This window comes from Algibacter luteus (genome assembly GCF_900141715.1).
Classification (GTDB): Bacteria; Bacteroidota; Bacteroidia; order Flavobacteriales; family Flavobacteriaceae; genus Arenitalea; species Arenitalea lutea.
The window spans coordinates 23677-49739 of the sequence record NZ_FQYK01000001.1 but is presented as its reverse complement, the minus strand read 5'-3'; the positions used below and the strand labels follow the sequence as shown (position 1 = coordinate 49739).

At 31.8% G+C, this 26063-nt stretch carries 26 protein-coding genes and 1 riboswitch; of the genes, 10 read left to right on the top strand and 16 right to left on the bottom strand.

What is annotated here, in order from left to right; genetic code table 11:
- Positions 1 to 579: a tetratricopeptide repeat protein gene (locus tag BUA46_RS00220; protein ID WP_019387116.1), complete on the bottom strand. Its 579-nt coding sequence runs from the start codon at positions 577 to 579 to the stop codon at positions 1 to 3.
- Between the two features lie 294 nt (positions 580 to 873).
- On the opposite strand from BUA46_RS00220, the gene rpmH reads away from it, so the two are divergent.
- A complete protein-coding gene (gene rpmH, locus BUA46_RS00215; RefSeq protein WP_019387117.1) occupies positions 874 to 1035 on the top strand; it encodes a 50S ribosomal protein L34 in 162 nt (53 codons plus the stop codon).
- A 113-nt stretch (positions 1036 to 1148) separates the two neighbouring features.
- Positions 1149 to 4001 carry a carbamoyl-phosphate synthase large subunit gene (gene carB / locus BUA46_RS00210; RefSeq protein ID WP_019387118.1) on the top strand — a complete coding sequence of 951 codons (2853 nt, stop codon included), beginning with the start codon at positions 1149 to 1151 and terminating at the stop codon, positions 3999 to 4001.
- Positions 4002 to 4044: 43 nt separating this feature from the next.
- On the opposite strand, the gene BUA46_RS00205 is transcribed toward carB, so the two are convergent.
- From BUA46_RS00205 to BUA46_RS00180, 6 genes are all read right to left on the bottom strand, one after another.
- Positions 4045 to 4599, bottom strand: coding sequence for a YceI family protein (locus tag BUA46_RS00205; RefSeq protein ID WP_019387119.1), 555 nt, complete (start codon positions 4597 to 4599; stop codon positions 4045 to 4047).
- A gap of 61 nt (positions 4600 to 4660) precedes the next feature.
- The gene (locus tag BUA46_RS00200; RefSeq protein ID WP_143148033.1) at positions 4661 to 5017 is read right to left on the bottom strand and encodes a hypothetical protein; all 357 of its coding nucleotides are present in this window, start codon (positions 5015 to 5017) and stop codon (positions 4661 to 4663) included.
- Positions 5018 to 5078: 61 nt separating this feature from the next.
- On the bottom strand, positions 5079 to 5927 hold the full coding sequence (locus BUA46_RS00195) for a DUF5777 family beta-barrel protein (RefSeq protein WP_019387121.1): 849 nt from the start codon (positions 5925 to 5927) through the stop codon (positions 5079 to 5081).
- Positions 5928 to 5984: 57 nt separating this feature from the next.
- On the bottom strand, positions 5985 to 6560 hold the full coding sequence (locus BUA46_RS00190; protein ID WP_019387122.1) for a T9SS type A sorting domain-containing protein: 576 nt from the start codon (positions 6558 to 6560) through the stop codon (positions 5985 to 5987).
- Between the two features lie 12 nt (positions 6561 to 6572).
- Positions 6573 to 6953 (bottom strand): OB-fold protein, encoded by a 381-nt coding sequence (locus BUA46_RS00185; RefSeq protein ID WP_019387123.1) that lies wholly within the window; start codon positions 6951 to 6953, stop codon positions 6573 to 6575.
- A 191-nt stretch (positions 6954 to 7144) separates the two neighbouring features.
- Complete coding sequence (locus BUA46_RS00180) at positions 7145 to 8218, bottom strand: hypothetical protein (RefSeq protein WP_019387124.1); 1074 nt, start codon at positions 8216 to 8218, stop codon at positions 7145 to 7147.
- A gap of 221 nt (positions 8219 to 8439) precedes the next feature.
- On the opposite strand from BUA46_RS00180, the gene BUA46_RS00175 reads away from it, so the two are divergent.
- From BUA46_RS00175 to BUA46_RS00165, 3 genes are read left to right on the top strand one after another with little or no spacing between them, the layout of a single operon-like run.
- Entirely contained in the window at positions 8440 to 8964 is a 525-nt protein-coding gene (locus tag BUA46_RS00175; protein WP_019387125.1) for an RNA polymerase sigma factor, read from the top strand.
- Between the two features lie 48 nt (positions 8965 to 9012).
- A complete protein-coding gene (locus tag BUA46_RS00170; protein ID WP_019387126.1) occupies positions 9013 to 9918 on the top strand; it encodes a FecR family protein in 906 nt (301 codons plus the stop codon).
- A complete protein-coding gene (locus BUA46_RS00165; protein ID WP_019387127.1) occupies positions 9908 to 12424 on the top strand; it encodes a TonB-dependent receptor in 2517 nt (838 codons plus the stop codon). Before BUA46_RS00170 ends, BUA46_RS00165 begins: the two co-directional genes overlap by 11 nt.
- On the opposite strand, the gene BUA46_RS00160 is transcribed toward BUA46_RS00165, so the two are convergent.
- From BUA46_RS00160 to BUA46_RS00140, 5 genes are all read right to left on the bottom strand, one after another.
- Entirely contained in the window at positions 12421 to 12957 is a 537-nt protein-coding gene (locus BUA46_RS00160; protein ID WP_019387128.1) for an acyl-CoA thioesterase, read from the bottom strand. The two genes, BUA46_RS00165 and BUA46_RS00160, sit on opposite strands and share 4 nt — an antisense overlap.
- A 179-nt stretch (positions 12958 to 13136) precedes the next feature.
- Positions 13137 to 14453: a DNA recombination protein RmuC gene (locus BUA46_RS00155; RefSeq protein ID WP_019387129.1), complete on the bottom strand. Its 1317-nt coding sequence runs from the start codon at positions 14451 to 14453 to the stop codon at positions 13137 to 13139.
- A 72-nt stretch (positions 14454 to 14525) separates the two neighbouring features.
- Positions 14526 to 15320: an ABC transporter ATP-binding protein gene (locus BUA46_RS00150; RefSeq protein ID WP_019387130.1), complete on the bottom strand. Its 795-nt coding sequence runs from the start codon at positions 15318 to 15320 to the stop codon at positions 14526 to 14528.
- Positions 15320 to 16351, bottom strand: a complete 1032-nt coding sequence (locus tag BUA46_RS00145) for a FecCD family ABC transporter permease (protein WP_019387131.1) — start codon at positions 16349 to 16351, stop codon at positions 15320 to 15322. Before BUA46_RS00145 ends, BUA46_RS00150 begins: the two co-directional genes overlap by 1 nt.
- Positions 16352 to 17530: an ABC transporter substrate-binding protein gene (locus BUA46_RS00140; protein ID WP_019387132.1), complete on the bottom strand. Its 1179-nt coding sequence runs from the start codon at positions 17528 to 17530 to the stop codon at positions 16352 to 16354.
- A gap of 172 nt (positions 17531 to 17702) precedes the next feature.
- Positions 17703 to 17927, top strand: a riboswitch (cobalamin riboswitch).
- A gap of 68 nt (positions 17928 to 17995) precedes the next feature.
- Here BUA46_RS00140 and BUA46_RS00135 point away from each other — a divergent pair.
- Positions 17996 to 19864, top strand: a complete 1869-nt coding sequence (locus BUA46_RS00135; protein WP_019387134.1) for a TonB-dependent receptor plug domain-containing protein — start codon at positions 17996 to 17998, stop codon at positions 19862 to 19864.
- Positions 19865 to 19934: 70 nt separating this feature from the next.
- Here BUA46_RS00135 and BUA46_RS00130 read toward each other — a convergent pair whose 3' ends face one another.
- Positions 19935 to 21407, bottom strand: coding sequence for a GFO_1087 family putative carboxy terminal peptidase (locus BUA46_RS00130; protein ID WP_019387135.1), 1473 nt, complete (start codon positions 21405 to 21407; stop codon positions 19935 to 19937).
- Between the two features lie 253 nt (positions 21408 to 21660).
- Between BUA46_RS00130 and BUA46_RS00125 the strand changes: the two genes are divergently transcribed.
- The 4 genes from BUA46_RS00125 to BUA46_RS00110 are packed head-to-tail and all read left to right on the top strand — an operon-like array spanning position 21661 to position 23804.
- A complete protein-coding gene (locus tag BUA46_RS00125) occupies positions 21661 to 22170 on the top strand; it encodes an RNA polymerase sigma factor (RefSeq protein WP_019387136.1) in 510 nt (169 codons plus the stop codon).
- Complete coding sequence (locus BUA46_RS00120; RefSeq protein ID WP_019387137.1) at positions 22157 to 22639, top strand: PG0215 family putative anti-sigma factor; 483 nt, start codon at positions 22157 to 22159, stop codon at positions 22637 to 22639. Before BUA46_RS00125 ends, BUA46_RS00120 begins: the two co-directional genes overlap by 14 nt.
- 41 nt (positions 22640 to 22680) lie before the next feature.
- Positions 22681 to 23241, top strand: a complete 561-nt coding sequence (locus BUA46_RS00115; RefSeq protein WP_019387138.1) for a DUF4252 domain-containing protein — start codon at positions 22681 to 22683, stop codon at positions 23239 to 23241.
- Between the two features lie 17 nt (positions 23242 to 23258).
- Positions 23259 to 23804: a GFO_1091 family lipoprotein gene (locus BUA46_RS00110; RefSeq protein ID WP_026009998.1), complete on the top strand. Its 546-nt coding sequence runs from the start codon at positions 23259 to 23261 to the stop codon at positions 23802 to 23804.
- Between the two features lie 43 nt (positions 23805 to 23847).
- Here the strand turns inward: BUA46_RS00110 and BUA46_RS00105 are convergent, their stop codons facing one another.
- From BUA46_RS00105 to BUA46_RS00095, 3 genes are all read right to left on the bottom strand, one after another.
- Complete coding sequence (locus BUA46_RS00105) at positions 23848 to 24057, bottom strand: hypothetical protein (protein WP_019387140.1); 210 nt, start codon at positions 24055 to 24057, stop codon at positions 23848 to 23850.
- Between the two features lie 10 nt (positions 24058 to 24067).
- Complete coding sequence (gene purB, locus BUA46_RS00100) at positions 24068 to 25411, bottom strand: adenylosuccinate lyase (protein ID WP_019387141.1); 1344 nt, start codon at positions 25409 to 25411, stop codon at positions 24068 to 24070.
- Positions 25412 to 25494: 83 nt separating this feature from the next.
- Positions 25495 to 25989 carry an adenylosuccinate lyase gene (locus BUA46_RS00095; RefSeq protein WP_237714659.1) on the bottom strand — a complete coding sequence of 165 codons (495 nt, stop codon included), beginning with the start codon at positions 25987 to 25989 and terminating at the stop codon, positions 25495 to 25497.
- Positions 25990 to 26063: the final 74 nt, after the last annotated feature.

Genomic DNA, 26063 nt, shown 5'->3' with positions numbered 1-26063 from the left:
TTATCTACCTCTTCTTTTTTGCGATCTCACAGAAGCACCAGCTCCATAATGTTGGTTAGGGCCAACAGCTTGCTTCATGTTTTGTTTCATCATTTTAATCTGCTCAGTAAGCATGCCCTGTTTGTCTAATTTTTGAGCTTCAGCCAACAGTTTTTGAGCTTCTTGTTTTCTACGTTTAGAAAAAGCAATACCTGCTAAATTCAGTTTAGCCATAGCTAAGTCATGATCCATTGACAATCCTAAAGAAACAGCTTTCTTAAAATATTTTTCGGCTTCATTCATATTATCTTGAGAAACCATAATACCATGTAAGTAATTATAATAACCTTGCTGTTTAGTTACCAACGCAGATTCAGGGTCTTTAATTTTGTTTAGCCATTTTTTAGCACCTTCAAAGTCCTGTTTACGTAGCCTTAAAAAAGCTAATAAAATAAACTCATTCTTAAAGTATAAGAATACAAAGATTGAAGCTAAAAAAATAAGGGAAATACCATTGCCAATATAGCCTTCAGTAAATTGATAAACTGCAAAAGCAATAATTCCTGCAGCAATAATAAGTTTTATGATTTTATTATACATATTTATTAAATTTCAAATAATTAAATGTGTTTTCAGTATAGAATGAAACCACATTGATGTTTTGAGACTGCAAAGAAACTAAATTTTTATCAAAAAATATATAAAGACTTTTAAGATTGTATGCGTTTATCCTAAATAAATAAAGGTCTCACGAAGATTTTTCAAGGGTAAAAAATATTTCTAATTTTTTTATAAAAATGATTTGCAAAGTAATAAAGGCTTTGTATATTTGCCCTCGGTTTTAACAAGCCATCTATTTTAAAAATTACAATTCAGTTTTAAAGATATAAGATAATGAGTAAAAGAACATTTCAGCCTTCGAAAAGAAAGAGAAGAAACAAACATGGTTTCAGAGAAAGAATGGCTTCTGCTAACGGTAGAAAGGTATTAGCACGTAGAAGAGCTAAAGGAAGAAAAAAGTTATCTGTGTCAACTGAAGCTAGACATAAGAAATAATGATTAACAATTGTTGATAATATAAAGGTGTTACTTAAGTGTAACGCCTTTTTTTATATCTACGGATTACTATTTTTGTAACAAATTAAAATACAACTTATAACCAAAAGAAAATGCCGAAAAATTCGAAAATTAAATCTATTTTAATTATTGGTTCCGGACCTATCGTTATCGGGCAAGCCTGTGAGTTTGATTATTCAGGATCGCAAGCCCTTAGATCGTTAAGAGAGGATGGAATTGAGACGATTTTAATTAATTCAAACCCAGCAACAATCATGACTGATCCGTCAATGGCAGATCATGTTTACTTACTTCCGTTAAATACAAAATCTATTATAAAGATTTTAAAGGAACACCCTCAAATTGATGCTGTTCTACCAACAATGGGAGGACAAACCGCTTTAAATTTAGCTATTGAAGCTGATGAAAAAGGGATATGGAAAGATTTTGGTGTTGAGCTTATTGGTGTTGATATTGATGCAATAAATATTACTGAAGATAGGGAGCAATTTAGAGAGCTCATGGAAAAAATTGGTATCCCAATGGCACCTCAAGCTACAGCTTCTTCATTCTTAAAAGGAAAAGAAATTGCTCAAGAGTTTGGTTTTCCATTATGTATACGCTCTTCGTTTACTTTAGGTGGTGCTGGTGCTGCAATTGTTTATGAAGAAAAGGATTTCGATAAGCTTTTACGTCATGGATTAGAAATTTCACCTATCCATGAAGTGATGATAGATAAAGCACTTTTAGGATGGAAGGAATATGAATTGGAGTTACTTAGAGATGCTAACGATAATGTGGTGATTATCTGTTCAATCGAAAATATGGATCCCATGGGTATTCATACAGGAGATTCTATTACGGTTGCGCCGGCAATGACGTTAAGTGATAGAACGTATCAAAAAATGCGTGATATGGCAATCCATATGATGCGAAGTATTGGTGATTTTGCAGGTGGTTGTAATGTGCAATTTGCTGTAAGTCCTGATGATAATGAAGATATTATTGCTATTGAAATTAACCCGCGTGTATCACGTTCTTCAGCATTGGCAAGTAAAGCTACTGGATATCCAATTGCAAAGATTGCTACAAAATTGGCTTTAGGTTATCATTTAGATGAATTAAATAATCAAATTACGAAATCTACTTCGGCGTTATTTGAGCCTACTTTAGATTATGTTATTGTAAAAATACCACGTTGGAATTTTGATAAATTTGAAGGTTCTGATAGAACATTAGGCCTTCAAATGAAAGCTGTAGGTGAGGTTATGGGGATTGGTCGCTCGTTCCAAGAAGCACTGCATAAAGCTACACAATCATTAGAAATTAAGCGTAATGGTTTGGGTGCCGATGGTAAAGAAAATACCAACTACGAACAAATTATAGAAAAGTTAACTCATGCTTCTTGGGATCGTGTATTTATTATTTACGATGCCATTAAAATGGGTATTCCTTTAAGTAGGATTTTTGAAATCACTAAAATCGATATGTGGTTCTTAAAACAATATGAAGAACTATATTTCTTAGAAAAAGAGATTTCTACGTTTAATATCGATACTATTGATAAAGAATTATTATTAGAAGGAAAGCAAAAAGGGTATGGAGACAGACAAATAGCTCACATGTTGGGATGTTTAGAAAGTCAGGTATACAACAAACGTGAAGAACTAGGTATTAATCGTGTATACAAGTTGGTAGATACTTGTGCTGCTGAATTTGAAGCAAAAACACCATATTACTATTCAACATTTGAAAGTGATATGCAAACTGCTGATGGTAAGCGATACTCTGATAATGAAAGTATAGTTACAGATAAAAAGAAAATAATTGTTCTTGGTTCTGGACCAAATAGAATCGGACAAGGAATTGAATTTGATTACTGTTGTGTACATGGTGTGTATGCTGCACAGGAATGTGGTTACGAAACCATCATGATAAACTGTAATCCAGAAACTGTTTCAACAGATTTTGATACAGCGGATAAACTATATTTCGAGCCTGTTTTTTGGGAACATATTTACGACATCATTAAGCATGAAAAACCTGAAGGTGTAATTGTTCAATTAGGTGGGCAAACAGCACTTAAACTTGCTGAGAAACTTGATAGATATGGTGTAAAAATTATTGGAACGAGCTTTAAATCGTTAGATTTAGCTGAGGATAGAGGATTATTTTCAAATCTGTTAAAAGAAAATAATATTCCTTATCCACAATTTGATATTGCAACAACAGCAGATGAAGCTTCAGCCATTGCCGATGTTTTAGACTTTCCTATATTAGTGCGTCCATCATATGTACTTGGAGGTCAAGGCATGAAAATTGTAATTAACAAGCAAGAACTTGAAAAGCATGTAGTTGAATTGTTAAGCGCAATGCCTGGGAACCAATTACTTCTCGATCATTATTTAGAAGGTGCTATTGAAGCAGAAGCCGATGCAATTTGTGATGGTGAAGATGTTTACATCATTGGAATAATGGAGCATATTGAACCTTGTGGAGTTCACTCTGGAGATAGTAATTCTACATTACCACCTTTTAATTTGGGTGAGTTTGTGATGCAACAAATTAAAGATCACACGAAAAAAATTGCTTTAGCCTTAAATACTGTTGGATTGATTAATATTCAATTTGCAATAAAAGATGATGTGGTTTACATAATTGAAGCCAACCCAAGAGCTTCTAGAACCGTACCATTTATTGCTAAAGCTTATGGTGAGCCTTATGTAAACTATGCAACCAAAATAATGCTTGGTGAGAAAAAAGTAAAAGACTTTAAGTTTAATCCACAACTTGAAGGTTACGCCATTAAGCAACCAGTATTCTCTTTTAATAAATTCCCTAATGTTGATAAAACCTTAGGCCCTGAAATGAAAAGTACAGGAGAGAGTATTTTGTTTATAGATAGTTTGAAAGACGATGAGTTTTACGAATTATACTCGAGAAGAAAAATGTATTTGAGTAAATAGTAAACATATATTGAATAAAAAAAGCCGCTTTAAGCGGCTTTTTTTATTTCTTTTTTAAATCAAACTGAAAAGACACTTCAATATCTTCAGCAATTTTGTTACTAACTATTTTAGGAATTTTAATATCAAAATCTGAAGCTAAAGCTTTAAAATTTCCTGTAATGGAAATTTCATTTTCTCCCTTGGAAATATTAAACACAATATCTTTGAGTTGCTTTGTTTTACCATGAAAATTTAACTCACCATTAGCTTTAAAAGACGTGTTTGTTGTGATATTCCCTAAATTAAAATCAGTAATTTTACCCTTAAAAGTCGCTTTAGGAAATTGGTCTGACTCTGCATAATTTTCATTAAAATGTTCCTCCATTAAGGCATTTTTAAAGCGAAAGCCTTTTATAAGAACAAGTGCAGCAAATTCACCAGAATCTGTATTTATAATGGCTGTTACCGAATTGTTTGATGCTTTTACTTCTTCAAAAGAGGGGACTGAGGCTTCAAAAGATACCACACCGGTTTTAGTAATGTACTTGGTTTGAGAAAAACCAATACAACTAATAAAGCATATGACTAAAGTCAAAAAATATTTCTTTCGTATCATATTTCTTTTAATTTCATAATCACTAAACACACGCAAAAACTAAACCAGAAATTAAAAAAAATTAGTTTTCTAATAGTCCATCATCTTTCCATTTTTGTATCATGTCCCTCAAATTGGAACTTATCTGGCCAGATGGAGGCATTGGATTGGTTGAATTATTTACACGCGCAATGATGCGGTCAACTCTACCTCTTACAGCATCGTAAGTGGTTAATGAAAAAGGCGCATTGTTAGTTGGCGTACTTCCATGGCATTGGTTACAATTGTTATTGATAATACTTGCAATATGTGCATCATAAGTAATTGTAGTTGGATCTGGATTCATTTCTTGTTCCTTGACATCATCATTACTATCACTAGAACAATTGAATAGCAACATCGACATTGCTAGAACGAAAATTAAATTTTTAGTTTTCATAGTTTTTATTTTTAAGTTATTTGTTGAATTTTATTTTTATAATAATTAATTCTAAAAAAATTTAGAAAGTTCTACTCAAGTTAAATCCGAAATAAATATCACCATCACCCCAATCACCAGTTCCTTGTCCTAAAAAACCATTGGTATTCATTGCTTGAGCATTAGAAAAGTGCATTTGGAATACATGGCCACCAGTTTCTAAATCGAATCCTATAGATAACGGATTTTTAAAAGGCGAGTTATCTGCTCTGTTAAGATGCAAACCATAATCGGCATTTACAGACCATCTTTTTCCTAATTTGTATCTACCACCAAGACCAAGAGCTATTTGTGAATTTGCTTGTGCATCAAAAACAACATAATTGTCATGAAAAAAAGTTGGCGCCAATTGTAAGGTTAAATCAGTATTCACTTTTCTTGAAATTAATAGTTGTGCCGTATAGCCTAAACGGTGTTTAAATTCTAAAAGGGGCAAATTATCTTTATCTAAAGCCGTGTTAATTAATAATGCATTGAATCCGACTACGGTAAAAGGAAACCCATTTTCTTTTTGACGTATTAATCTATACTTTGCCGTAACATCATAGATTTTAAGAAATGAACTTCTAGAAACCCCTATATTTATAGCTTCCGTTAACCCGTAAACAAAATGTATCCGTGTTACTGCCTCATCAAGACCAAAAAAACTATCAAATCCGCCTTCAACACTTCCAAATCTATGAGATACAATAAAATTTAATTCTCCTTCAGCTACTAGTTTAGTAGATTCAAAATTCACAATTTTTAATCCTTTAAAGGCAGCAGTTGCATATTGGTCAACGAGCGTATCAGAATCTATTTCATCTAATAAATCGTTTTGAGAAATTGCTATTATCGGAATAAGTAAAAATGCTAATAATTGATATTTCATTTGGCTGGTATTTATTATAGAGAATTTATTTTTTGTAATTGTTCAATAATTTTAAGTCTATATTTTAATGAATCGTTTAGTTTTAGTTTTTCCTTCAGATGATATTTTTACAAGATAAATACCATTACTTAATTTAGAAATATTTATTTGTTTCTCTAATATACTATTAAAATACACTTCTTTACCTAATAGATTATAAATTTTAACTTCGTCTATCTTAACATTTAAAGGCATTTTTAAGTTGATAACAGTTTTTACTGGATTAGGCGATATTGAAAAGCCATTTTTAAAAAAATCATTAACGCTTAGCGTGTTTTGAACTGTAATTGTTCCAGCCATTGAGAATGGATGAAAACTACATTCGTATGGATTACTGCCAACAATGTTGAAAACTCTTGAATATGTCGAGCCATTACCAGTAATGGACCCACTGTTAAAAGATTCTGCGCTTCCAGGTAAACTTGTAACAGTATGGGGTGCATTATCTGTCCAATTCCAAATAACGGTATCACCAACTTCAATAGTTAAATCTACATTTGTGCCAATTCCAATTTGCCAATTTAAATTATGAGTTGTTTGAGCGCTTAGGGATGTAATTCCTAAAAAAAATAATGTTAGTAGTTTGATTTTCATAGTAATAGTTTCTTAATTAATGCCAACTGTACATTGGTCTAGTTTGATTTGTTCTAATAAATCATCATAGCCTATAAAACGTCCTTTTATTTTGACTTGGGAATTCATCGAAAGTGATTTTTGTAAATGCTCTGAAAATTGACAAAAAATGATATTGTTTAAGGTAAGATTGGTGGCGTTTATATCTGTAATTGAGCCAGTTATTTCAATAGTTTTATTAAGATATTTGGTTTCTGATTCAATCGGATTTATTGAAAACTCATTAATTAGCGTGCTTGATTTAAGTTCAAAACTAGCTTCTTCGTTTTCTATATCTCTATGATTCTGATAAACATATTTATACAAGCAAAAAGCTGTAATTATAAGCACAATAATAAGTAGTAACTTTTTCATGGTATTATTTCAAAGTATTTTAAAACTGCTTCGGTAATCAAATACCGAAGCAGTTGCTAGCTAACCAATTATTTCCTAGATTGTATGGGAAAATAATCCGATCAAGAAACTTTTCTTTTTCATAAAAGTATTTCTACTAGCTTAATTTTTTTTTAGAGGTAACAATGTTTGTACATTGTTATCCACTATTATTAGTTGCAAATGTTCTCATATCTTAACCTACTATAACTTCCTACTCTTAGATCAATTTTTGTTTCAGAATATTCAGAAATCTCGTGTAATATCCAATCATTATTACAATATGGTAAATCAGGTATATCAATAGTTACTGTTATATTATTGCCAGCTCCACTTGCTGTCCATGTACCATATGCAGAACCTCCAGAGTAATATACGCTTACAGTTCCATCTTTTTGAAAGTTAAAGGTGTAACCGTCATACACATCATCATAGTCATTACCGTAACGTTTTAATTTATCTACTGTCCAATCCGAGCAATTTGTTAAAATATCAATCAGCTGGAGGGGATTGCAATCATTACAATCATCATCATTAAAATCATAATCGTCGTCTTCATCGCAGGAATCTTTGTAAGCTTCAATAGTGGTTTCTAATTGATTTAAATCATTAATTATCAACTCGGTGCCATCATAAATCGTCAATGTTAATGGAAATCTTAGAGATACAAAATCAAAGTTATCAAGGTTCTGAATGAGGTTAAATATTTCGCTATCGTTAGTTATTTGTAGTGTGTATATAATTTCATCATTGGAATTGAAAATAAAAGCTGAAATTGGGTAGTTAAAATCTAAACATTCAATATCCTCATCATATTCATTTTCACCATTACAGTTACTGGAATAGCTCAATAATTCGGTATTATTATTTATAACAACTTCACTAAAATCTTTAAGAATTATTTGTATCGGATAGGTAATGCTGATAGTATCCACGTCGTCATCAGAGTCATCAAATATATACTCTATCTTTTTGTAATCGTTTTCATAATTAATAGTAATTTCTTGCCCGTTTGCGTTTACTTTAACTGGTAATTTGATATTAAAACAATTGGCATAATCAATTATATTGTCAATCGATCCATCATTGATGGAAACGTTTTGCATTAGTCTTGTTACTGTAGAACTCGCAACTAAAACATCTTCAGGAGGAGATTCTATGAGTTCTGATTCTTCAGTTCTACATGACGCAAATGCCAGTGAGACAAAAAATAAAACTAGCACCGATTTATAAAATGATTTTCTCATGATTATGAAACCCTCAACAAAGGCCTTTATTAATAAAACAACTCAAACATAAAAACTCCTGAAACTTTTTTTGATTTTATTTGAAGTATATGTAAAAACTATAATATGGTAGATTGTTATAAGTTACTCAACTATCTTTTTATTAAAACTTCGATACATAATATAACTCTTTAAATTCGTACAAATTTTTTATCTAACTTTAGAGAATAAAATGAGCCACCTTGCCGAAAGAACTTAACGATAATATTTGTGAAGATGCTATTTTTGAACGTATTTATAAAAAGTACGCGAAAGATTTGTACAACTTTTTGTATTACAAATATGGAGAGCAATATAATCCCTCAGATAAAACCCAAGAAGCCTTTATTAAACTGTGGAATAATTGCAGAAAAGTACCGTTCAATAAAGCTAAAGCGTTTTTATTTACTGTGGCTAATAATATGACGTTAAATGATATTAAACATCATAAAATTGTATTAAAATATCATTTAGAAAAGCCAGAACTATATACAAATGAGTCCCCAGAGTTTATTCTAGAGCAAGAGGAGTTTTTACAACAATATCAAAAAGTATTAGAGAAATTAAGTGAAGAACAACGTGTAGCTTTCTTATTGAATAAAGCTGAAGGGAAAAAACACAGTGAGATTGCAGAGCTTTTAGGGGTTACACAAAAAGTAGTTGAATATAGAATTTACAGTGCTTTTAATATTTTGAAAAAAGAATTGAAAGGATTTAAAATAAAATAATCAGGAGTTTCTAAGTTTTAGTTGTTATATATTAAAGTTAAGCTTACAATGGATAAAGAATATTTAATAAAAAAATGGTTGAATGAAGATCTTACAGATTCTGAAAAACAAGCATTTAATGAATTAGATGACGCTGCTGTAAACCAATATATTGTTGATAGTGCTAAATATTTTAAAGCAGATCCTTCTCAAAAAATAGCTGATTTTGATAACCTAAAAGCTCAATATAAAGCATCAAAAAAAACAACCAAAAAGTTAATTTGGTTTAATCCATTTATAAAAATAGCAAGTATTGTATTTTTATTATTAGCGATGTACCTTACCTTTATTTACAATAACAATATAGTTGTGAAAACTTTAGCAAGCCAAAAAACGACAATACAACTTCCTGATAATTCGCAAGTTGAATTGAATGCGCTTTCTTCAATAGAGTATAATGATAGAAATTGGGAAAATAAAAGGACTTTAATATTAATTGGTGAAGCCTATTTTAAAGTCGCCAAAGGAAACTCGTTTCAGGTAAAAACAACCACTGGTTTAGTTACCGTTGTAGGTACAAAATTTAATGTAAAACAACGTAAAAATTATTTTGAAGTTAAATGTTTTGAAGGCGAAGTAAATGTTGTTTCAGATACTATTGTTAGACAATTATCGGCTGGTGATGTCTATCTGATTCTAGATGGTAAGTTTTCCAAAGCAAAGACTTTAGCAGGTTCGCCAAAATGGACTCAAAACATAAGTGAATTTAATGCTATTCCTATTGGTGAAGTTATAGCGGAACTAGAAAGACAATATAAAATTGAGGTAGTCTCGAAAAATATAGATGTAACAAGATTGTTTACTGGAATTTTTCCACATGATAATCTTGAAAATGCCCTTATTGCAATAACACAACCCATGAATATAACCTATGAAATTAATACTTCAAATCTGGTAGTAATACATGGTAATTAGAAAAAAAAAAATAATCATTTTTTTTAGTTTATTATTTTTTGTTCTTTTTAGTTGTTATGCTCAAAAAACTAAAAAGCAAGAGTCACTTTCTCATGTTATAGATGTATTACAAGAACGTTTTGATGTTCAGTTTAATTATGCTGAAGATACTATTGACGACTTTGTTATAATGCCTCCATTGGAGCGTTTGTCATTAAATGAAGTGCTAGCTTATTTAGAAACTAAAACAGGCTTGTCGTTTTCAATTATGAACGATCGTATCGTATTAGTAAAGCCTAAAAAGGATAGCATATTTTGTGGTTATATTAAAGATAAAAGTAATTTGCAACCTTTAGTAGCTGCAACCATTCAGTCAACAAATCATTCAACAATAACCGACGACAATGGTTTTTTTCAAATAGAAATTGAAAATATAAACACACCTATAACCATTCGGTTTTTAGGTTATAAAACCATAACAAAACCATTACATGAATTTAGTATATTGAAATGTGAAGATATTTATTTATCCTCAAATGTTCAATCTTTAGCCGAGGTTGTTATTTCAAACTATATTACTGGCGGGATTAATAAGTTAAGTGATGGTTCTTACGAAATAGATTTTTCTAATTTTGATATTTTACCAGGATTAATAGATGATGATGTTTTGCAATCTGTTCAGGCGTTTCCAGGTATTCAAAGTATAAATGAATCGGTATCTAATATTAATATTCGAGGAGGAACTCACGACCAAAATTTAATGCTTTGGGATGGAATAAAAATGTATCAATCCGGTCATTTTTTTGGTCTCATTTCTATGTATAATCCACATATTACGCAAACTGTTTTTTTAAGAAAAAATGGTAGTGATGTAAGCTATACCGATGGTGTTTCTGGTACCATAGCAATGCAAACCGATAAGGCGATAAATAAAGAGTTTGATGGTTTAGCTGAAGTTAATTTAACTAATATAAATAGCTTTGTGGATGTGCCAATTAACAAATCGTCTTCAATACAGATTGCTGCCAGAAAATCTATTAGTGATTTCGTTGAAACACCCACCTATACTGCTTTTTTTGACCGGATTTCGCAAAATACCGAGGTCTCTAGTAATGCTTCAACAATTACCAATAGCAATGAAACGTTCGACTTTTACGATACGTCTTTCAGATGGATTTATAAAATTAGTGATACCGATGAGGTTCGACTTAATTTTATTAATGTTCATAACCAACTTCAATTTAATGAGAATGCTACAATTAATAATCAATTTGTATCTCGAGAAAGTCAATTATCACAAAATAGTATTGCAGGAGCGTTACATTATATTAGGGAATGGAATCAGGATTTTAATACAGAGCTAGAAATTTATGAAACCGATTATAAACTGAAAGCGGTAAATGTAAATGTTTTAGAATCTCAGCGTTATCTTCAAGAGAATATAGTCTCCGAAACTAGTATTAAACTTAAATCGAATTATAAATTAAACAATACGTTTAAGTTTTTAACTGGCTATCATTTTGTGGAAACTGAAGTAACAAATTTGGATGATGTTGACATCCCTAGATTTAAAAATTTGGTTTCTGAAGTTCTAAGAACTCATGGCATTTTTTCTCAGATAGATTATAAATCGTTAAACAGAAGAACCAGTTTAAATGTTGGATTGAGGTACAATTATATTAATAAATTTAAAAAATCAATTTGGGAACCAAGACTGAATTTTAGTCACCAATTTCTTGAACACTTTTCGTTTGAAGTTTTAGGAGAATATAAGCATCAAAATACATCACAAGTTATAAATTTTCAGAATGATTTTTTAGGCATAGAAAAACGGAGATGGCAATTATCAAATAATCAAAACATCCCTGTTATTACAAGTAAACAAATTTCTACTGGAATAAATTATAACAATAATGGTTGGTTGGTTGATATTGATTGGTTTTATAAAGTTGTGAAAGGCGTTACAACTCAGAGTCAAGGGTTTCAAAATCAATATGAATTTGTAAAAAGTAAAGGAAAGTATGATGTAAAAGGCGTTGACGTTTTAATAAGTAAACGACTCAAAAAATTTAATACCTGGCTAAGTTATTCTTTAATGAATAATCGCTATTTTTTTAATGAATTAGAAGCTGATTATTTTCCTAGTAATTTTGATGTAACACAAACTTTTACTATGGGAACTGCATATAAATTAAATAAATTAAAACTTTCAGCAGGTTTAAATTGGCATTCTGGAAAACCTACCACCTTACCAATTTTAGGAAATGAGATTATTAATAACGAGGTGAATTTTGGTGCAACCAATGCTTCCAACTTAGAAGATTACATGCGAATAGATCTTTCAGCAATTTATGATTTCAAATTAGGACCTCATACAAAAGCCAATATTGGAATTTCAATATGGAACCTTTTAGATTATGAAAATCAGATTAATAACTTTTATCGTCTTAATAACGAACAAGTTGTTGAGACCACACAAAATTCTTTAGGATTTACTCCAAATGCCGTTTTTAGAGTTTATTTCTAAAGCTCAAGTTTAACATTGTGCAGTTTTATAGCCTCTAAATGCTCTTCCATCTTAAATTCTGAAGACTTAAATCTTGATGATCTGGTTTTAGCTTGTTCTTGTCTGGCTATGCTTCTGGCAAAACGTCTTACACTTTGTTTGTCATCTAAAATTAAACCAGGAACCTTAACATTTTTACCATTTTCATCTTTAGCAACCATTGTGAAGTATGACGAATTACAATGTTTCACTTTACCTGTTTGAATGTTTTGAGATTCTACTCGAAGCCCAATCACCATTGAAGTTCTTCCGGTATAATTTACCGATGCTTTGAGGGTGACCAATTCACCAACTTCAATAGGGTTTAAAAAATCTACACGATTAACAGATGCGGTAACACAATAGTTTCTGGAGTGTTTTGAAGCGCACGCAAATGCTATTTGATCCATTAAATTTAAAATATGACCACCATGAATTTTACCACTAAAATTAGAATGGGCAGGTAACATAAGTTCTGTAATTGATACTTGAGAATCTTTGGCGTGTTTGAACATGAGTGATGGTTTTGGTTTATTATATAGCTAAAATAATAATATATTGATTGCGCTTTTAAGTAGGCCATTATTTTTAAGAAGTTATGAATTATTTCACTTTAAAAAATAATTTCAATAACTATTTATCGATCAATCGTGATAATCAATAATTGCTCTGAGTTAAGAACAAATAAAAGAGGCTACTCTTCTTCAGCTCGTTTTATAATGGCTTCAGGGAGCGATTTTTTGGCTTTTGCACCCATTTTTTTTAGTTTTTCAACACTTGTGATCAGATTTCCTCGTCCTTCTACTAATTTGTTCATAGCTGCGGAGTAATCACTTTTAGCGGCATCAATTTTTTTGCCAACGCCAGTTAAATCGGATACTAAGCCTTCAAATTTATCGTAAAGGGCTCCAGCTTGTCGCGCAATTTCAATGGCATTCTGTTGTTGCTTTTCATTGTTCCACATACTATCAATCGTGCGCAAGGTAGCAAGTAGTGTTGATGGTGTTACAATTACAATATTTTTTTCAAAAGCCTTATTATAGATAGAATTGTCTTCATTTACAACCACAGCAAAGGCAGGTTCTATAGGGATAAACATGAGCACAAAATCTGGCGATTCTATATCATATAAATCTTGATAATTTTTCTCGGAAAGCTGGTCTACATGTTTTCTAATTGAATTAACATGTGCTTTTAAAAAACGGTCTTTATCTTCATCATCGGCATTAACCAATCGTTCGTAATCGGTTAAAGATACTTTACTGTCAATAATCATTTTCTTTCCGTCGGGAAGATGAAGGACAACATCTGGTAATACGCGCGAACCGTTTTCTAGTGTAAAACTTTGTTGCACAAAATACTCTCTGTCTTTTTCTAAACCAGATTTTTCCAGAACACGTTCTAATACCAATTCACCCCAGTTACCCTGCATTTTACTATCACCTTTTAGGGCTCGAGTTAAATTGGTGGCTTCCTTAGTCATTTGTTGGTTAAGGTCTTTTAAACCTAGCAATTGCTCTTTTAAAGCCGAATGCATACTAATGCTTTCCTTTTGGGTTAAATCTACTTTTTCTTCAAATGTTTTTATTTTTTCTTGAAGCGGATTTAATATGTTTTTGATGTTTTCTTTATTCTGAAGTGTAAATTTTTCCGACTTCTCTTCTAAAATCTTGGTAGCTAATAATTCAAAATCTTTACGAAGTTGCTCTTGGCGTTCTTCAAGTTCTTTATCTCGTTTTAGGTTTAATTCTTGAAGGTTTTCGTATTCCGAATTTTTTCTCGCTAATTCGGTATTTAAAAAATCTTTTTCTCTTCTAATCTCTTCACGTTCAGATTCAATTTTACTCAAATTTTGCTTTAATTCTTCAATAGTTAATTGCATTTGATTTTGACGTTCTTCAAGCGTGGACTGTTCACTTTTACTTTTCAATTTTGTAAAAAGCATGCCTAAATAACCACCAATGGCTGCAGAAATTATAATAGATAGAATAAGAATAAGATTGTCGTTCATTTAAAAAGAATAATAAACTCAAAGATAATTTTTTTAGCCTTAAAAGTTTTGAAATTGCATTACTTTTTGAATTTATTTCTTCACCCTAAAACTACCCGTTTTCTCATCAAAAGCAATTAAGTCTTTAGGAAACAGCGTTTCAAAAGTACCTTTTTTTATTAAGTTACAAGGTGCGTCTGAAACGACTCCCGTTTTTGTCATCACAACCAATTGATCACACAGTTGAATAGCCAAATCGATTTCATGCGAAGAAAAAAGTATGGTTTTATTGGTTTCTATGGCTAACCTCTGAAGTAGTTTTAAAATATAGGCTTTATGATACATATCTAAATGCGTTGTAGGTTCATCTAGAATAATTAAATCGGTATCCTGTGCTAAAGCCCTTGTAATCATGACTTTTTGAAGTTGACCATCACTTAATTCAAAACATTTTTTGTGTTTTAATTCTGTGATATTAGTTTGGTTCAAGGCTTTATTAATAATCTCTAAATCCCGTTTGGATAAGCTCCCAATCCAGTTTGTATAGGGTTGTCTGCCTAAAGCTACGAGCTCTAAAACCGACATGTTTTTTGAAGCTACAGGTTCGGTTAAAACCAAACTTAAAACTTTAGCCAAATCAATAGCAGCGTATTTTAGTAAGTTGGTGTTGTTGATGTAAACTTCTCCACTTAGTGGGTTTTGTACATTGGTGAGCGTTCGTAATAGGGTAGATTTACCAATTCCATTTGCACCAATTAGTCCAACGAGAGTACCTTTTTTCAATTCAATATTAATGCTCGAGGCCAATACTGTTTTAGACTTCTTGGAAGTATAACCAATAGATAAATCTTTAGTTTTTAAAATGATATGTTTGTTGGTGTCTGTCATTAAAATATCATTTTTCGTTTTCTAACTAAAAGCCAAATAACCACAGGCGCACCTACTAGAGACGTAATTGCATTTATAGGTAATGTATAATCGCTGTGCGGTAATTGCGCAATTATATCGCAAATAAGCATCACAATGGCCCCAAATAAAAAAACTGCTGGCAGTAATATTTTATGATTTGAGGTATTAAAAACTTGTCTTGTTAAATGTGGAATTGCCAGACCAATAAATGCGATTGGACCAGTAAAAGCGGTAATAGTTCCCGCTAGTAAACTCGTTGCAATTATAATTAAGAACCTACTTTGTTTTAAATTCAAACCTAAGCTTTTGGCGTAATTTTCGCCTAAGAGAAATGTATTTAATGATTTAATTGATGCAATGCCGAGAATAAGACCGATGCTATAAATTGAAAGTAAAATAATTAAATCATCCCAAGTTAAATTGCCTAAACTACCAAATCCCCAGAAGATATATTGCTGTAATTGTTCCGCAGACCCGAAAAAGGAAAGTACACTAACAATTGCTGCGGTAATACTGGCAAACATAAGTCCTATGATTAATATGGCCATGGTATCTTGTACTTTTAAAGAAACCAATAGCACTGCAATCAATACCAAAAAACTACCTAAACTCGCTGCTAAAACTATGCCCCATTTTGAAATCATTAAAGCGGCCAATACACCTCCAAAAATATTTGATCCTAGAATAACAAGAGCAACGCCCAAACTGGCACCAGAGCTTATGCCTAAAACAAATGGTCCTGCTAAAGGGTTTCTAAAAAGTGTTTGCATGAGTAATCCAGAAATCCCTAAACCGGAGCCGACTATAATCGCAGTTAAGGCTTTTGGTAATCTATAATTTTGAATAATAAGTTGCCAAGTTTCTTGATCCGTGGCGTTACCAATAAGACTATTAACTATCGCTTTTAACGGAATAGAAACCGACCCTAAACTGATATTCACAAAAAAACACACAATTAATAAAACTATTAATATGATGAAAGGCACCTGATATGTTTTTTTATTCAACAATTATTCTAAAGGTTTAAAGAAGAAGGGTTTGTAATCTTGAAGTAAGTTGGGGTGACAAATTTTAATAAGATCTTTTAATACCAAATCTGGTCTTGCCATTCCTAATTCGTAGTATAAAACACCGCCAGTTTTCCCGGTAGTATTAGTAAATGAATACACATTTTTATTTTTGAATGCATCAAACATCGCATGGTTTTCGTTACCATTTTTTAAAGCATCTAAACTTGAATAATTTGACGGGTTCAACCAAATAGCGGCGTCTCTCGCTTTAATAAAAACCGATTCAAAATTAAGCTGCAAACTTCCTTTTCCTTCGGAATCGTTCCAAAGATAATTCACGTTAGCATCAATTAAAAGTTGTGCCTCAGTACTATTTCCGTTTGGCAAGTACCAAATGTCGTTATGCATGGCACCACTTAATACGCTTGGTTTAGTTGTTGCATTAAGTGCCAATTGTTTAGTAGCTAAGTAATCTTTTTCAATATGATTAAAAATAGAATCTGCCTTTTTTTCTTTATTGTAAAGGACACCAAAAAATTTAATCCATTCAGCCTTTGCAAGCGGTGAATGCTCAACCCAATCGCCATTAAATATTACAGGAACCCCCGATTTTTTAATAATTTCAAGAGAGCGGTTTCCTCCATCAATACCAAAACCAACAACAAGATCTGGGTTTAATTCTAACAATACTTCGGTATTTATGCCTTCATTTTTCCCAAGCTCTCTTACTTTGTTATTGTCTATTCGGTTTCTAATGGATTCTGATGAAATGTAATGTGTTCCCGGAAAACCAACTAAAGTTTCTTCTTCCTCGAGTAATTCTAACGCAGGAAGGTGTGTGGTTGAAGTGACTACTATTTTTTCAATTGGGGTAATTATAATGCCATCAAATTCATCTTTTAAAAAGCTAGTTTTGGCAGCATTTGCTTTAGAAATCACCACATATTTATAACTTTTCTCAGCATTAGGCCAGGGCTGATTTATTTCAATAATAGTGTAATTGGTTGTTTTAGTTATCGAAAATCCTTCGGCGTATTTTAATTCTGATTTTTGATTTTCTTCTGAATTTAATATTTCAGTTTTAACCTTTTTATTACAGGCAAGCAGACTACAAATTAGAAATAAATAAAGAAAAGTTTTGGTCATAGTTGTAATATGATAATTGTCAGATTTAAACATGATTTGGTTACTTATTTTTGACAAAAATAAAATCATGCGAGACGGTTCAAATTTAACAATATATATAGTAGCTGGAGTTATAATAGCTCATTTTCTTGTTGGTTTTATTTATCTTATTTACAAACTAAATAAGAAAAAGTAGTTTTTTATAGATTTTAATCTTTAAAAAAGTACATTTACACCGAAATTTGGTTCGACTATATTTTATGTCGATTAAAAGGGAATCAAGTGCGAAGATTTACATACATAGTAGCGATACTTTGTCTTCAATTCTTGAACTGTTCCCGCAACTGTAAGCTATAAAGCTTCATGTTATACTTCAATGTCACTGTCATTTTGATGGGAAGACCAACATGAAGACGCAAGTCAGGAGACCTGCCATTTTCAAAACAAATAAGTTAAACTTTCGGGATAAAAGTTTGAGTACGGTTAACACCTTACCATTCCGAGTAATTAGTCATTTAAATGAAAAAAACTAATGTGTTAGGACTCCTATTATTAGGATTCGCATGGACTGGTTTTGCGCAAGAGCAAACCAATTTAAGCCAAATTGAGCAACTTGATGAAGTTGTAATTTCAGATTCACGATTTAAATTGAAACGTGAAAATTCAGGTAAAACGGTAATTAAGATTTCAAAGCAAGAGCTTGAAAACAATCAAGGCAGAACTGTTGCCGAATTAATTAACACCAAAAGTGGTATAGAAATTAATGGAAGTAGAAGTGTAGAAGGTCAAAATCTTGGAAGCTTTGTTAGAGGTGGAAACAACAGACAGATATTGGTTTTAATTGATGGTGTTCAGGTAAACGACCCGTCGTTAGTCTCGAACGATTTTGATCTACGTTTATTAGATGTAAATACTATTGAATCGATTGAAATTATAAAAGGTGCAGCAAGTACCCTTTATGGGAATGCAGCTGCAACGGCTGTTATAAATATTACAACTAAAAAATCATCTACAGATAAGATTGCAGGAAGTTTTTTAACTGTAGTTGGAACCAATCAATCTCAAGATGATTTGAATTATAACGGTGCCAATTTCACAAATAATGTATCGATAAATGGGACACTGAATAAATTGAGTTATTTAGCAAGTTTTGGAAACCGATATGTTGATGGATTATCGGCAGCAAAATCTGAAACTCCAGAGAAAGATCCATTTTCGAGATATAACACCAATTTAAAATTGGGTTATGAATTCTCCGATAAGTTTGAATTAACGGCTTTTGCAAGTTATGATAAATTTAAAACCGATATTGACGGGTTTCCACCACCGTTTTACACTTTTACTGATACTGAAGATACTTATACATCTCAGCAAAAACGTGTGAGTCTATCACCAAAATTGAGCTATAAAAATGGTAGTTTTCAAATTAATGCGGCTTTAAGTAAAATTGATAGAGAAACTATTTCAGATTTTAGTACAGTAAACGAAGCTAAGAGTTTTGTTGTTGATGCATTTAACAAATATGTGTTTAATGATTCGTTCTATACCATTGTTGGTTTAAATTATGGAGATTATGAGAGTTTATTCGTTGAAGATGAAAGTTTTACAAACACAGACCCTTATGTAAATGTGGTTTATGTTTCTGATTCTGGGTTAAATTTGAATATTGGAGGTCGTTTAAACAACCATAGTGAATACGGTTCGCATTTTGTTTATAGTTTAAATCCGTCTTTTAATATTCCTGTTGATAAGGGTTACGCGAAGGCGTTCGGATCATATGCAACTTCGTTTATTGCGCCAAATTTATCTCAGTTATTTGGCTTTTTTGGAGCCAATCCTGATTTGCAACCAGAAGAGAATGTTACCATTGAAGGTGGTTTAGAATTTAACACGAAAAACGGATTTCGAGTTAACGGTGTTTATTTTAATAGAAAAGAAAAACAGACGATTATTTATACCACAGCTTATGAAAATGCAACTACCGATGCCACGGTGCATGGTTTAGAATTGGAAGCTGAGATTGATTTGATTGAGAATTTATCTGTTTCTACAAATTATACCTTCACAGAAGTTAAAGATGGTGTAAGATTAAGAATACCTAAACATAAAGCGAACGCAAGTTTAGGATATAATTTTTCTAAAAAATCTTTTGCGTCATTAAATTATCAATTTGTAGGAAGTAGGACTGATCTTAACTTTTCAACATTCGTAAATGAAGATTTGAGTTCGTATTCGTTAGTTGATTTATACTTTAGTCATAAATTGATTCATAATAAATTGAAGTTATTTGCGACTGTAACTAACCTGTTAAATGAAGATTATTTTGAAATATTGGGTTATACAACCAAAGGAAGAAATGTGAGTTTAGGTTTGAATTTGAACCTGTAAATTTATTTTAAATCATAAAAAAGACCTGAAGAGTTTATAGTAACATCTTCAGGTCTTTTTTTATACGTTCTTATCTTTTCAGTAATCCTGAAGGTAATTCTTTATTACTATACATGCCTAATCCAGCAGGAATATAATCTTTACTGCTGAAAGTGAATTCTAGTTCTGAATTTTGCTTTTCTTGAATAAACCGTCCTTCTCCTGTAATATCTGAAATTGCAGCAGCCAGGAAGCGTTCGTTTTCATTACCTAATACACCTAAGTTTCTAACTTGCTCACTAATTAAAATGTCTGGTTCTAAACCATCAAAATAATCGGTATTACCAACAGCATTTACGGATTTGTAAATTAATGGTAACATGGCATAAGAATGACCTTGATTAGCACCTTCTCGACCAAAATTTGCTGAGTCATAAACAATCGTAGACGCTTGATATTTTCCTGTTGTTGTTGTGCCTATTTGCACCACATCAATATAAGGTCTTAATGAATTTATAACCAATTCGCTGGCAGAAGCACTTCTACCCGTGGTTAAAAAATAGACTTTAGATAAGTTCAAACTGTTCAATAAATTGCCTTTGTAAGAACCAACAAAATTATTAATTAGTGCTTCTGGGTTTTGAGATTCAAAAGCTTCTTGAAATTCTGAGTTCCATTGTTCTTTACTAAAAACATCACCTTCAAATTGTCCCGTTATTAAGCTTCCAAGTAATACAGCACTTTCCACAGAACCTCCAGAATTGTATCTTAAATCTACCACAAGTTCGTTAACACCAGTACTTTTGAATCCTGCAAAAACAGTATTTAAAGCATTATTATAGGTTTCGGTTCCTGTAAAACCATTATACATGAGATAGCCAATTTTAATACCATTAACATCTATTACTGTATTGACATGGATTGGGTTTTCTGAGTATTGTGATTTAGAAAGTGCAATACTTTCTGAGGTAGTATCCACGGTGTCATCTGTGGTATCTTCAGTACCATTGTCGTTATAAATACCAATATTAATGGTGTAGTTATCTTGATTAGTAAGATCGCTAAGATTAGAACCTGTAAGTTGTATGCCATCTATACCATAAAAAATATCGCCACGTTTTATGCCTTTAGCTGCAGCATCTGTATTTGGTAACACGTGTGTAACAATTCCGTATCTATTGGTGTCTGATAGAGCAAACCGAAATACTTGAAACTCCATGCCATTACTTGCTGTAACGCCATCTAATAATTGTTCTAAAGCGATATAATCATCAACAATCCAACTAAATCTATCAACATTTTGTCTGTCATATACTAAACTTTCAAACAAACCAGGTGGCGTTGAAAATGTGTTTAAAAACGAAGCGTATTCGGCATCGCTTGAAAATCTGGTATTGCCTAAGTCTGGTACATCATCTTTGTATAAATAGAAAAGATTCATGCCTTTCCACACAAAATCGTTTATTTGGTTTGCAGTAACGCCAATATCATCGTTATCTTCAAAACAATTGAAAAAGGAAAATGAAACAATAAGAAGTAGGATTAGGGCTTTATAATTTTTCATAGCAATACTTTAGATAATTTTAATCTGTAAAACCCTAAATTTACTGACATTATTGTGTATAAAAAAATTAATGTGAATTATAGGGGCTAAAACGCAATAGTATGTTAAAAAAAACGGCGTTTTAACTATAATTTGACTGACATGCACGCGCCCAAATATTTTATTTTTTTCATGGTCATGTAACAAATTAATTAATGTATCGTCGTAATACTAAATAGCCGTAACTAAGCTGTTTTAATTAAACCAAACCAAAATGACTCAAACAGAGTTTTTAAATATTGTATTGCCTTTTAAGGATAAGGTATTTCGATTGGCTAAACGCTTGTTGGTATCGACAGAGGAGGCCGAAGATGCAACACAAGAAGTTCTGTTGAAATTGTGGAATAACAAAAATAAAATTGCTGAGTATAGGAATGTTGAGGCTTTTTCGATGACGATGACAAAGAATTATTGTTTTGACAAATTAAAATCGAAACAATCGCAAAATTTGAAAATTGTACATAGTAATTATGAGGAAAAAAGCACACCGTTACAGAAGCAAGTTGAGTTAAATGATAGTGTAAATTGGGTAGCAAAAATTATTGAGGAGTTGCCAGAACAACAACGCATGATAATTCAGCTACGAGATATAGAAGATTATGACTTTGATGAGATTGCTAAAATGCTGGATATGAATAATACGGCAGTACGCGTAGCCTTATCGAGAGCGAGAAAAACAATAAGAGAAAAATTAACAAAAACACACAGTTATGGTGTTAAATAATATAGAAAAATTACTAGAAAAGTACGAAAACGGTGAAACATCGCTTAAAGAAGAGCAAGTGTTGAAAACCTATTTTACCAGCGACACAGTTGCGCCACATTTAGAAGTGTACAAGCCTATGTTTGCGTATTTTTTGGTAAACAAACAAGAACAATTTACTAAAGACGTTCCATTAAAAACTAAGACAATTTTTAATTATAAATGGATTTCGGTCGCAGCAGTAGCGGTTCTTGCGTTGGGGATTTACTTTGGAACTACGATTGGTAGCAACGATCTAGGAACTTTTGAAGATCCGGAATTGGCTTTTAATGAGTTTTCGAAATCTATGGAAATGATTTCTAAAAACTTTAATAAAGGCACAGCAACAGTTGGTTATCTTAATGAAGTGAATAAAGGCACTGCAACGTTAGGATATCTTAATGAAATTGAAAACACAACAAGTATCATTTTTAAAAAAGTAAATCATTAAAATTAACACACACACACACAAATAACTTAAAAACAAGAACGATGAAAAATAAATTAATAGTACTAATAATGGCCATCATGTTATTACCACTAACGGGAATGGCGCAGTCGAACATTTTTGATAAATATAGCGATAACTCTGATGTTACCTATGTTTCAATAAAACCTAAAATGTTTCAAATGATAGCTAAAATGGGTATTAATGTTGAAGACCCAGAAGCTAAAGCATATATGGATATGGTAAGTAGTATTACCAGTTTTAAAACTATTGTAACGGATAACAAAACCATTTCTGCAGATATTTACAAATATGTAAAATCTAGATCTGCTGGTTTAGAAGAGTTAATGGAGGTAAAAGACGATGGTACAGAAGTGAAATTTTATGTAAAAGAAGGTAAGGATGCCGACCACGTTAAGGAACTTTTAATCTTTGTGAATGGTATTGATAAAATGATGGACGATAAGATTGAAATTAACGGAAAAGAACGTAAAATTGAAACCGTTGTGGTGTCGATGACTGGAGATATTGATCTTAACCAAATCTCTAAACTTACCGATAAAATGAATATCCCAGGAGGGAAGCATTTAGATAAGAATAAATAAAAACTAAACATCAGTCAATGCGACGAGCAATCAAATTACTAGTATACACAGTACTTACCGCAGTTTTTTTAACGAGCTGCGGTAATGGTACGAGTTTACAAAGCTATTTTGTAGACCACCAAGAAGCTAAAAACTTCATGACTCAAGACTTACCACTTTCTATGGTTGAAATTGATAAATCTAAGTTTACCGAAGCGCAAACAGAGGCCTATAATTCGGTAAATAAATTGAATTTTTTAGGCTATAAAGCCAGCGAAACCGACGCTGAAACTTTTAAAAAAGAAGTGGAAAATGTTAAAACTATTTTAAGCGATAGTAAGTACAACGATTTAATGGAATTTAGTGATAAAGGGAACAAAATATATGTAAAATATATAGGTACCGATGAAGAGGCTGATGAAGTTGTTATCTTTGGAAGTGCTAAAGATATGGGATTTGGTATCGTTAGAATTTTAGGAGATGATATGAATCCTGAAAAAATGGTTACCTTAATGGAAGCCTTACAACATGCCAATGTTGAAGAAGGCCAAATAGAAGACATTTTGAATTTCTTTAAAGAATAAAGTATAAATCTGAAATTGTTATAAAACGAAAAAGCTTCCTGAATTAGGAAGCTTTTTTATTTTGTATAGGTACTTCTTTTAATGTTTCTTTAGGTTTTACTTTAGCATAAAACATGTTAATGACTATCGTAAAAAACACAATGGTTAAAACCGTTAAAATGATAAAATTGTCTAAGATATCTAGTATTCCAAAAATGAAAATACTAGCAGCCATTAGTCCTGAAAGAATTAATGATTGTTTATCGTTCAACATAATTTTAATTTTAAATTCCAGTATAATTACTAGGAGTAATACGTTTTAATTCTTCTTTTATTGTGTTAGAAACCTCTAATGTATCAATAAAATTTGAAATAGAGTCCTGATTTATTTTAGTATTTGTTCTAGTAAGGCCTTTTAAGGCTTCGTATGGGTTAGGATATCCCTCTCGACGTAATATGGTTTGTATCGCTTCTGCAACCACAGCCCAATTATTTTCTAGATCTTCAGCAAACTTACTTTCGTTAAGTAATAACTTGTTTAATCCTTTTAAAGTTGATTTAAATCCTATAAGCGTATGTCCGAAAGGCACGCCTACATTACGTAAAACAGTACTATCAGTTAAATCGCGTTGTAATCTAGAAACTGGTAGTTTAGCTGATAGGTGTTCAAAAATAGCATTTGCAATACCAAGGTTTCCTTCAGAATTTTCAAAATCTATCGGGTTCACTTTATGTGGCATTGCCGAACTTCCAACTTCACCAGCTTTAATTTTTTGTTTGAAGTAGTCCATAGAAACGTAGGTCCAAATATCTCGGTCTAAATCAAGAATAATGGTATTAATACGTTTTAAAGTATCAAACAACGCTGCCATATGGTCGTAATGCTCAATTTGTGTTGTTGGAAAAGAGTGTTGTAATCCTAACTTTTCTTGTACAAATTGGCTTCCAAAAGTTTTCCAATCAATATTTGGGTAAGCCACATGGTGCGCATTAAAATTACCTGTTGCACCACCAAATTTTGCGGCACTCGGAATATCATTTAATAAATTAAATTGCTCTTCTAATCGTACTACAAAAACTTCAATTTCCTTACCAAGTCGGGTAGGAGATGCAGGTTGCCCATGCGTTCTCGCTAGCATTGAAATAGCTGCCCAATCTTTAGCTAAAGTTTTTAGTTTTTCTAATACTTTAAAATATTCAGGAACATAAACATCGTTCATGGCTTCCTTAATGCTTAAAGGAATTGCTGTATTGTTTATGTCTTGAGAAGTCAATCCAAAATGAATAAACTCTTTAAATTCAGATAACCCTAAAGCATCAAATTTTTCTTTTATAAAATATTCAACAGCTTTGACATCATGATTGGTAACACTTTCTATCTTTTTTATTGCTGTAGCATCTTCAGAAGAAAAATCTTTATAGATGGCTCTTAAACTATCAAATACATTGGTGTCAACAGATTTTAGTTGCGGTAACGGAATTTCGCAAAGCTCAATAAAGTATTCTATTTCAACTAAAACACGGTATTTAATTAAGGCTTCTTCAGAAAAATAAGGTGCTAATTCATTTACTTTACTTCTGTAGCGTCCATCAATTGGAGAAATGGCATTCAATGCTGATAACGACATAATTTAAGATTGGTTTTAAGAAGTTGCAAAGATAGAATTTTTACTGAAGACCGAAGATTGAACAAGGAAGTTTTTTGCCTATTTTAAGATTTGATTTTCTTAACCTTTTTTAAAATATGGCTCGCTCTAGCTTTAAAAGCAGCACTTTGTTTGCTAAAATCAGTTTCTAAAATACGAGTGAGTTCGGGGTAAACCCAATCATAATCTTTTCCCAATAGAAAAAGTGTAGACATACTATAAGCCTTTGGTGCCACTTTTTCATCATTAATCATGTAATCAAAACAGGTTTCTATAATGCGTTCAATTTGTGTTTCGTTTAGAGTTTTTTTGATTTTATTGTCTTCTTTTGAAGTGTAAGCAATTGCTATTAACTCACAAACTTTGGCAACAGGTCTTACCGCCGAATCGATATGTACTTTATGGATGTTTGCTGTAAATACCTCTAAATGTGGTGTAATAGTTTCAATATTCTCTGAACACATAAACTCGAAAACCCAGGCTGCCCGTGGCGAAATTTTGTCGTCTACTTTAAATAAAATGTCTAATAAAATCGGAATTAATTCCGGATTGCTTTGCATTAAGCGAGCATAGTGTAAGCGCTTTTCTCGCGAATGGTCCACATAATTTAATTCACTATATAATTGCGCCGTAG

Excerpts from the sequence above, each read along its gene's own strand:
- BUA46_RS00220 (WP_019387116.1), bottom strand. The coding sequence starts at position 579 with ATGTATAATAAAATCATAAAACTTATTATTGCTGCAGGAATTATTGCT.
- rpmH (WP_019387117.1), top strand. The coding sequence starts at position 874 with ATGAGTAAAAGAACATTTCAGCCTTCGAAAAGAAAGAGAAGAAACAAA.
- carB (WP_019387118.1), top strand. The coding sequence starts at position 1,149 with ATGCCGAAAAATTCGAAAATTAAATCTATTTTAATTATTGGTTCCGGA.
- BUA46_RS00205 (WP_019387119.1), bottom strand. The coding sequence starts at position 4,599 with ATGATACGAAAGAAATATTTTTTGACTTTAGTCATATGCTTTATTAGT.
- BUA46_RS00200 (WP_143148033.1), bottom strand. The coding sequence starts at position 5,017 with ATGAAAACTAAAAATTTAATTTTCGTTCTAGCAATGTCGATGTTGCTA.
- BUA46_RS00195 (WP_019387121.1), bottom strand. The coding sequence starts at position 5,927 with ATGAAATATCAATTATTAGCATTTTTACTTATTCCGATAATAGCAATT.
- BUA46_RS00190 (WP_019387122.1), bottom strand. The coding sequence starts at position 6,560 with ATGAAAATCAAACTACTAACATTATTTTTTTTAGGAATTACATCCCTA.
- BUA46_RS00185 (WP_019387123.1), bottom strand. The coding sequence starts at position 6,953 with ATGAAAAAGTTACTACTTATTATTGTGCTTATAATTACAGCTTTTTGC.
- BUA46_RS00180 (WP_019387124.1), bottom strand. The coding sequence starts at position 8,218 with ATGAGAAAATCATTTTATAAATCGGTGCTAGTTTTATTTTTTGTCTCA.
- BUA46_RS00170 (WP_019387126.1), top strand. The coding sequence starts at position 9,013 with ATGGATAAAGAATATTTAATAAAAAAATGGTTGAATGAAGATCTTACA.
- BUA46_RS00165 (WP_019387127.1), top strand. The coding sequence starts at position 9,908 with ATGGTAATTAGAAAAAAAAAAATAATCATTTTTTTTAGTTTATTATTT.
- BUA46_RS00160 (WP_019387128.1), bottom strand. The coding sequence starts at position 12,957 with ATGTTCAAACACGCCAAAGATTCTCAAGTATCAATTACAGAACTTATG.
- BUA46_RS00155 (WP_019387129.1), bottom strand. The coding sequence starts at position 14,453 with ATGAACGACAATCTTATTCTTATTCTATCTATTATAATTTCTGCAGCC.
- BUA46_RS00150 (WP_019387130.1), bottom strand. The coding sequence starts at position 15,320 with ATGACAGACACCAACAAACATATCATTTTAAAAACTAAAGATTTATCT.
- BUA46_RS00140 (WP_019387132.1), bottom strand. The coding sequence starts at position 17,530 with ATGTTTAAATCTGACAATTATCATATTACAACTATGACCAAAACTTTT.
- BUA46_RS00135 (WP_019387134.1), top strand. The coding sequence starts at position 17,996 with ATGAAAAAAACTAATGTGTTAGGACTCCTATTATTAGGATTCGCATGG.
- BUA46_RS00130 (WP_019387135.1), bottom strand. The coding sequence starts at position 21,407 with ATGAAAAATTATAAAGCCCTAATCCTACTTCTTATTGTTTCATTTTCC.
- BUA46_RS00125 (WP_019387136.1), top strand. The coding sequence starts at position 21,661 with ATGACTCAAACAGAGTTTTTAAATATTGTATTGCCTTTTAAGGATAAG.
- BUA46_RS00120 (WP_019387137.1), top strand. The coding sequence starts at position 22,157 with ATGGTGTTAAATAATATAGAAAAATTACTAGAAAAGTACGAAAACGGT.
- BUA46_RS00115 (WP_019387138.1), top strand. The coding sequence starts at position 22,681 with ATGAAAAATAAATTAATAGTACTAATAATGGCCATCATGTTATTACCA.
- BUA46_RS00110 (WP_026009998.1), top strand. The coding sequence starts at position 23,259 with ATGCGACGAGCAATCAAATTACTAGTATACACAGTACTTACCGCAGTT.
- BUA46_RS00105 (WP_019387140.1), bottom strand. The coding sequence starts at position 24,057 with ATGTTGAACGATAAACAATCATTAATTCTTTCAGGACTAATGGCTGCT.
- purB (WP_019387141.1), bottom strand. The coding sequence starts at position 25,411 with ATGTCGTTATCAGCATTGAATGCCATTTCTCCAATTGATGGACGCTAC.
- BUA46_RS00095 (WP_237714659.1), bottom strand. The coding sequence starts at position 25,989 with ATGCAAAGCAATCCGGAATTAATTCCGATTTTATTAGACATTTTATTT.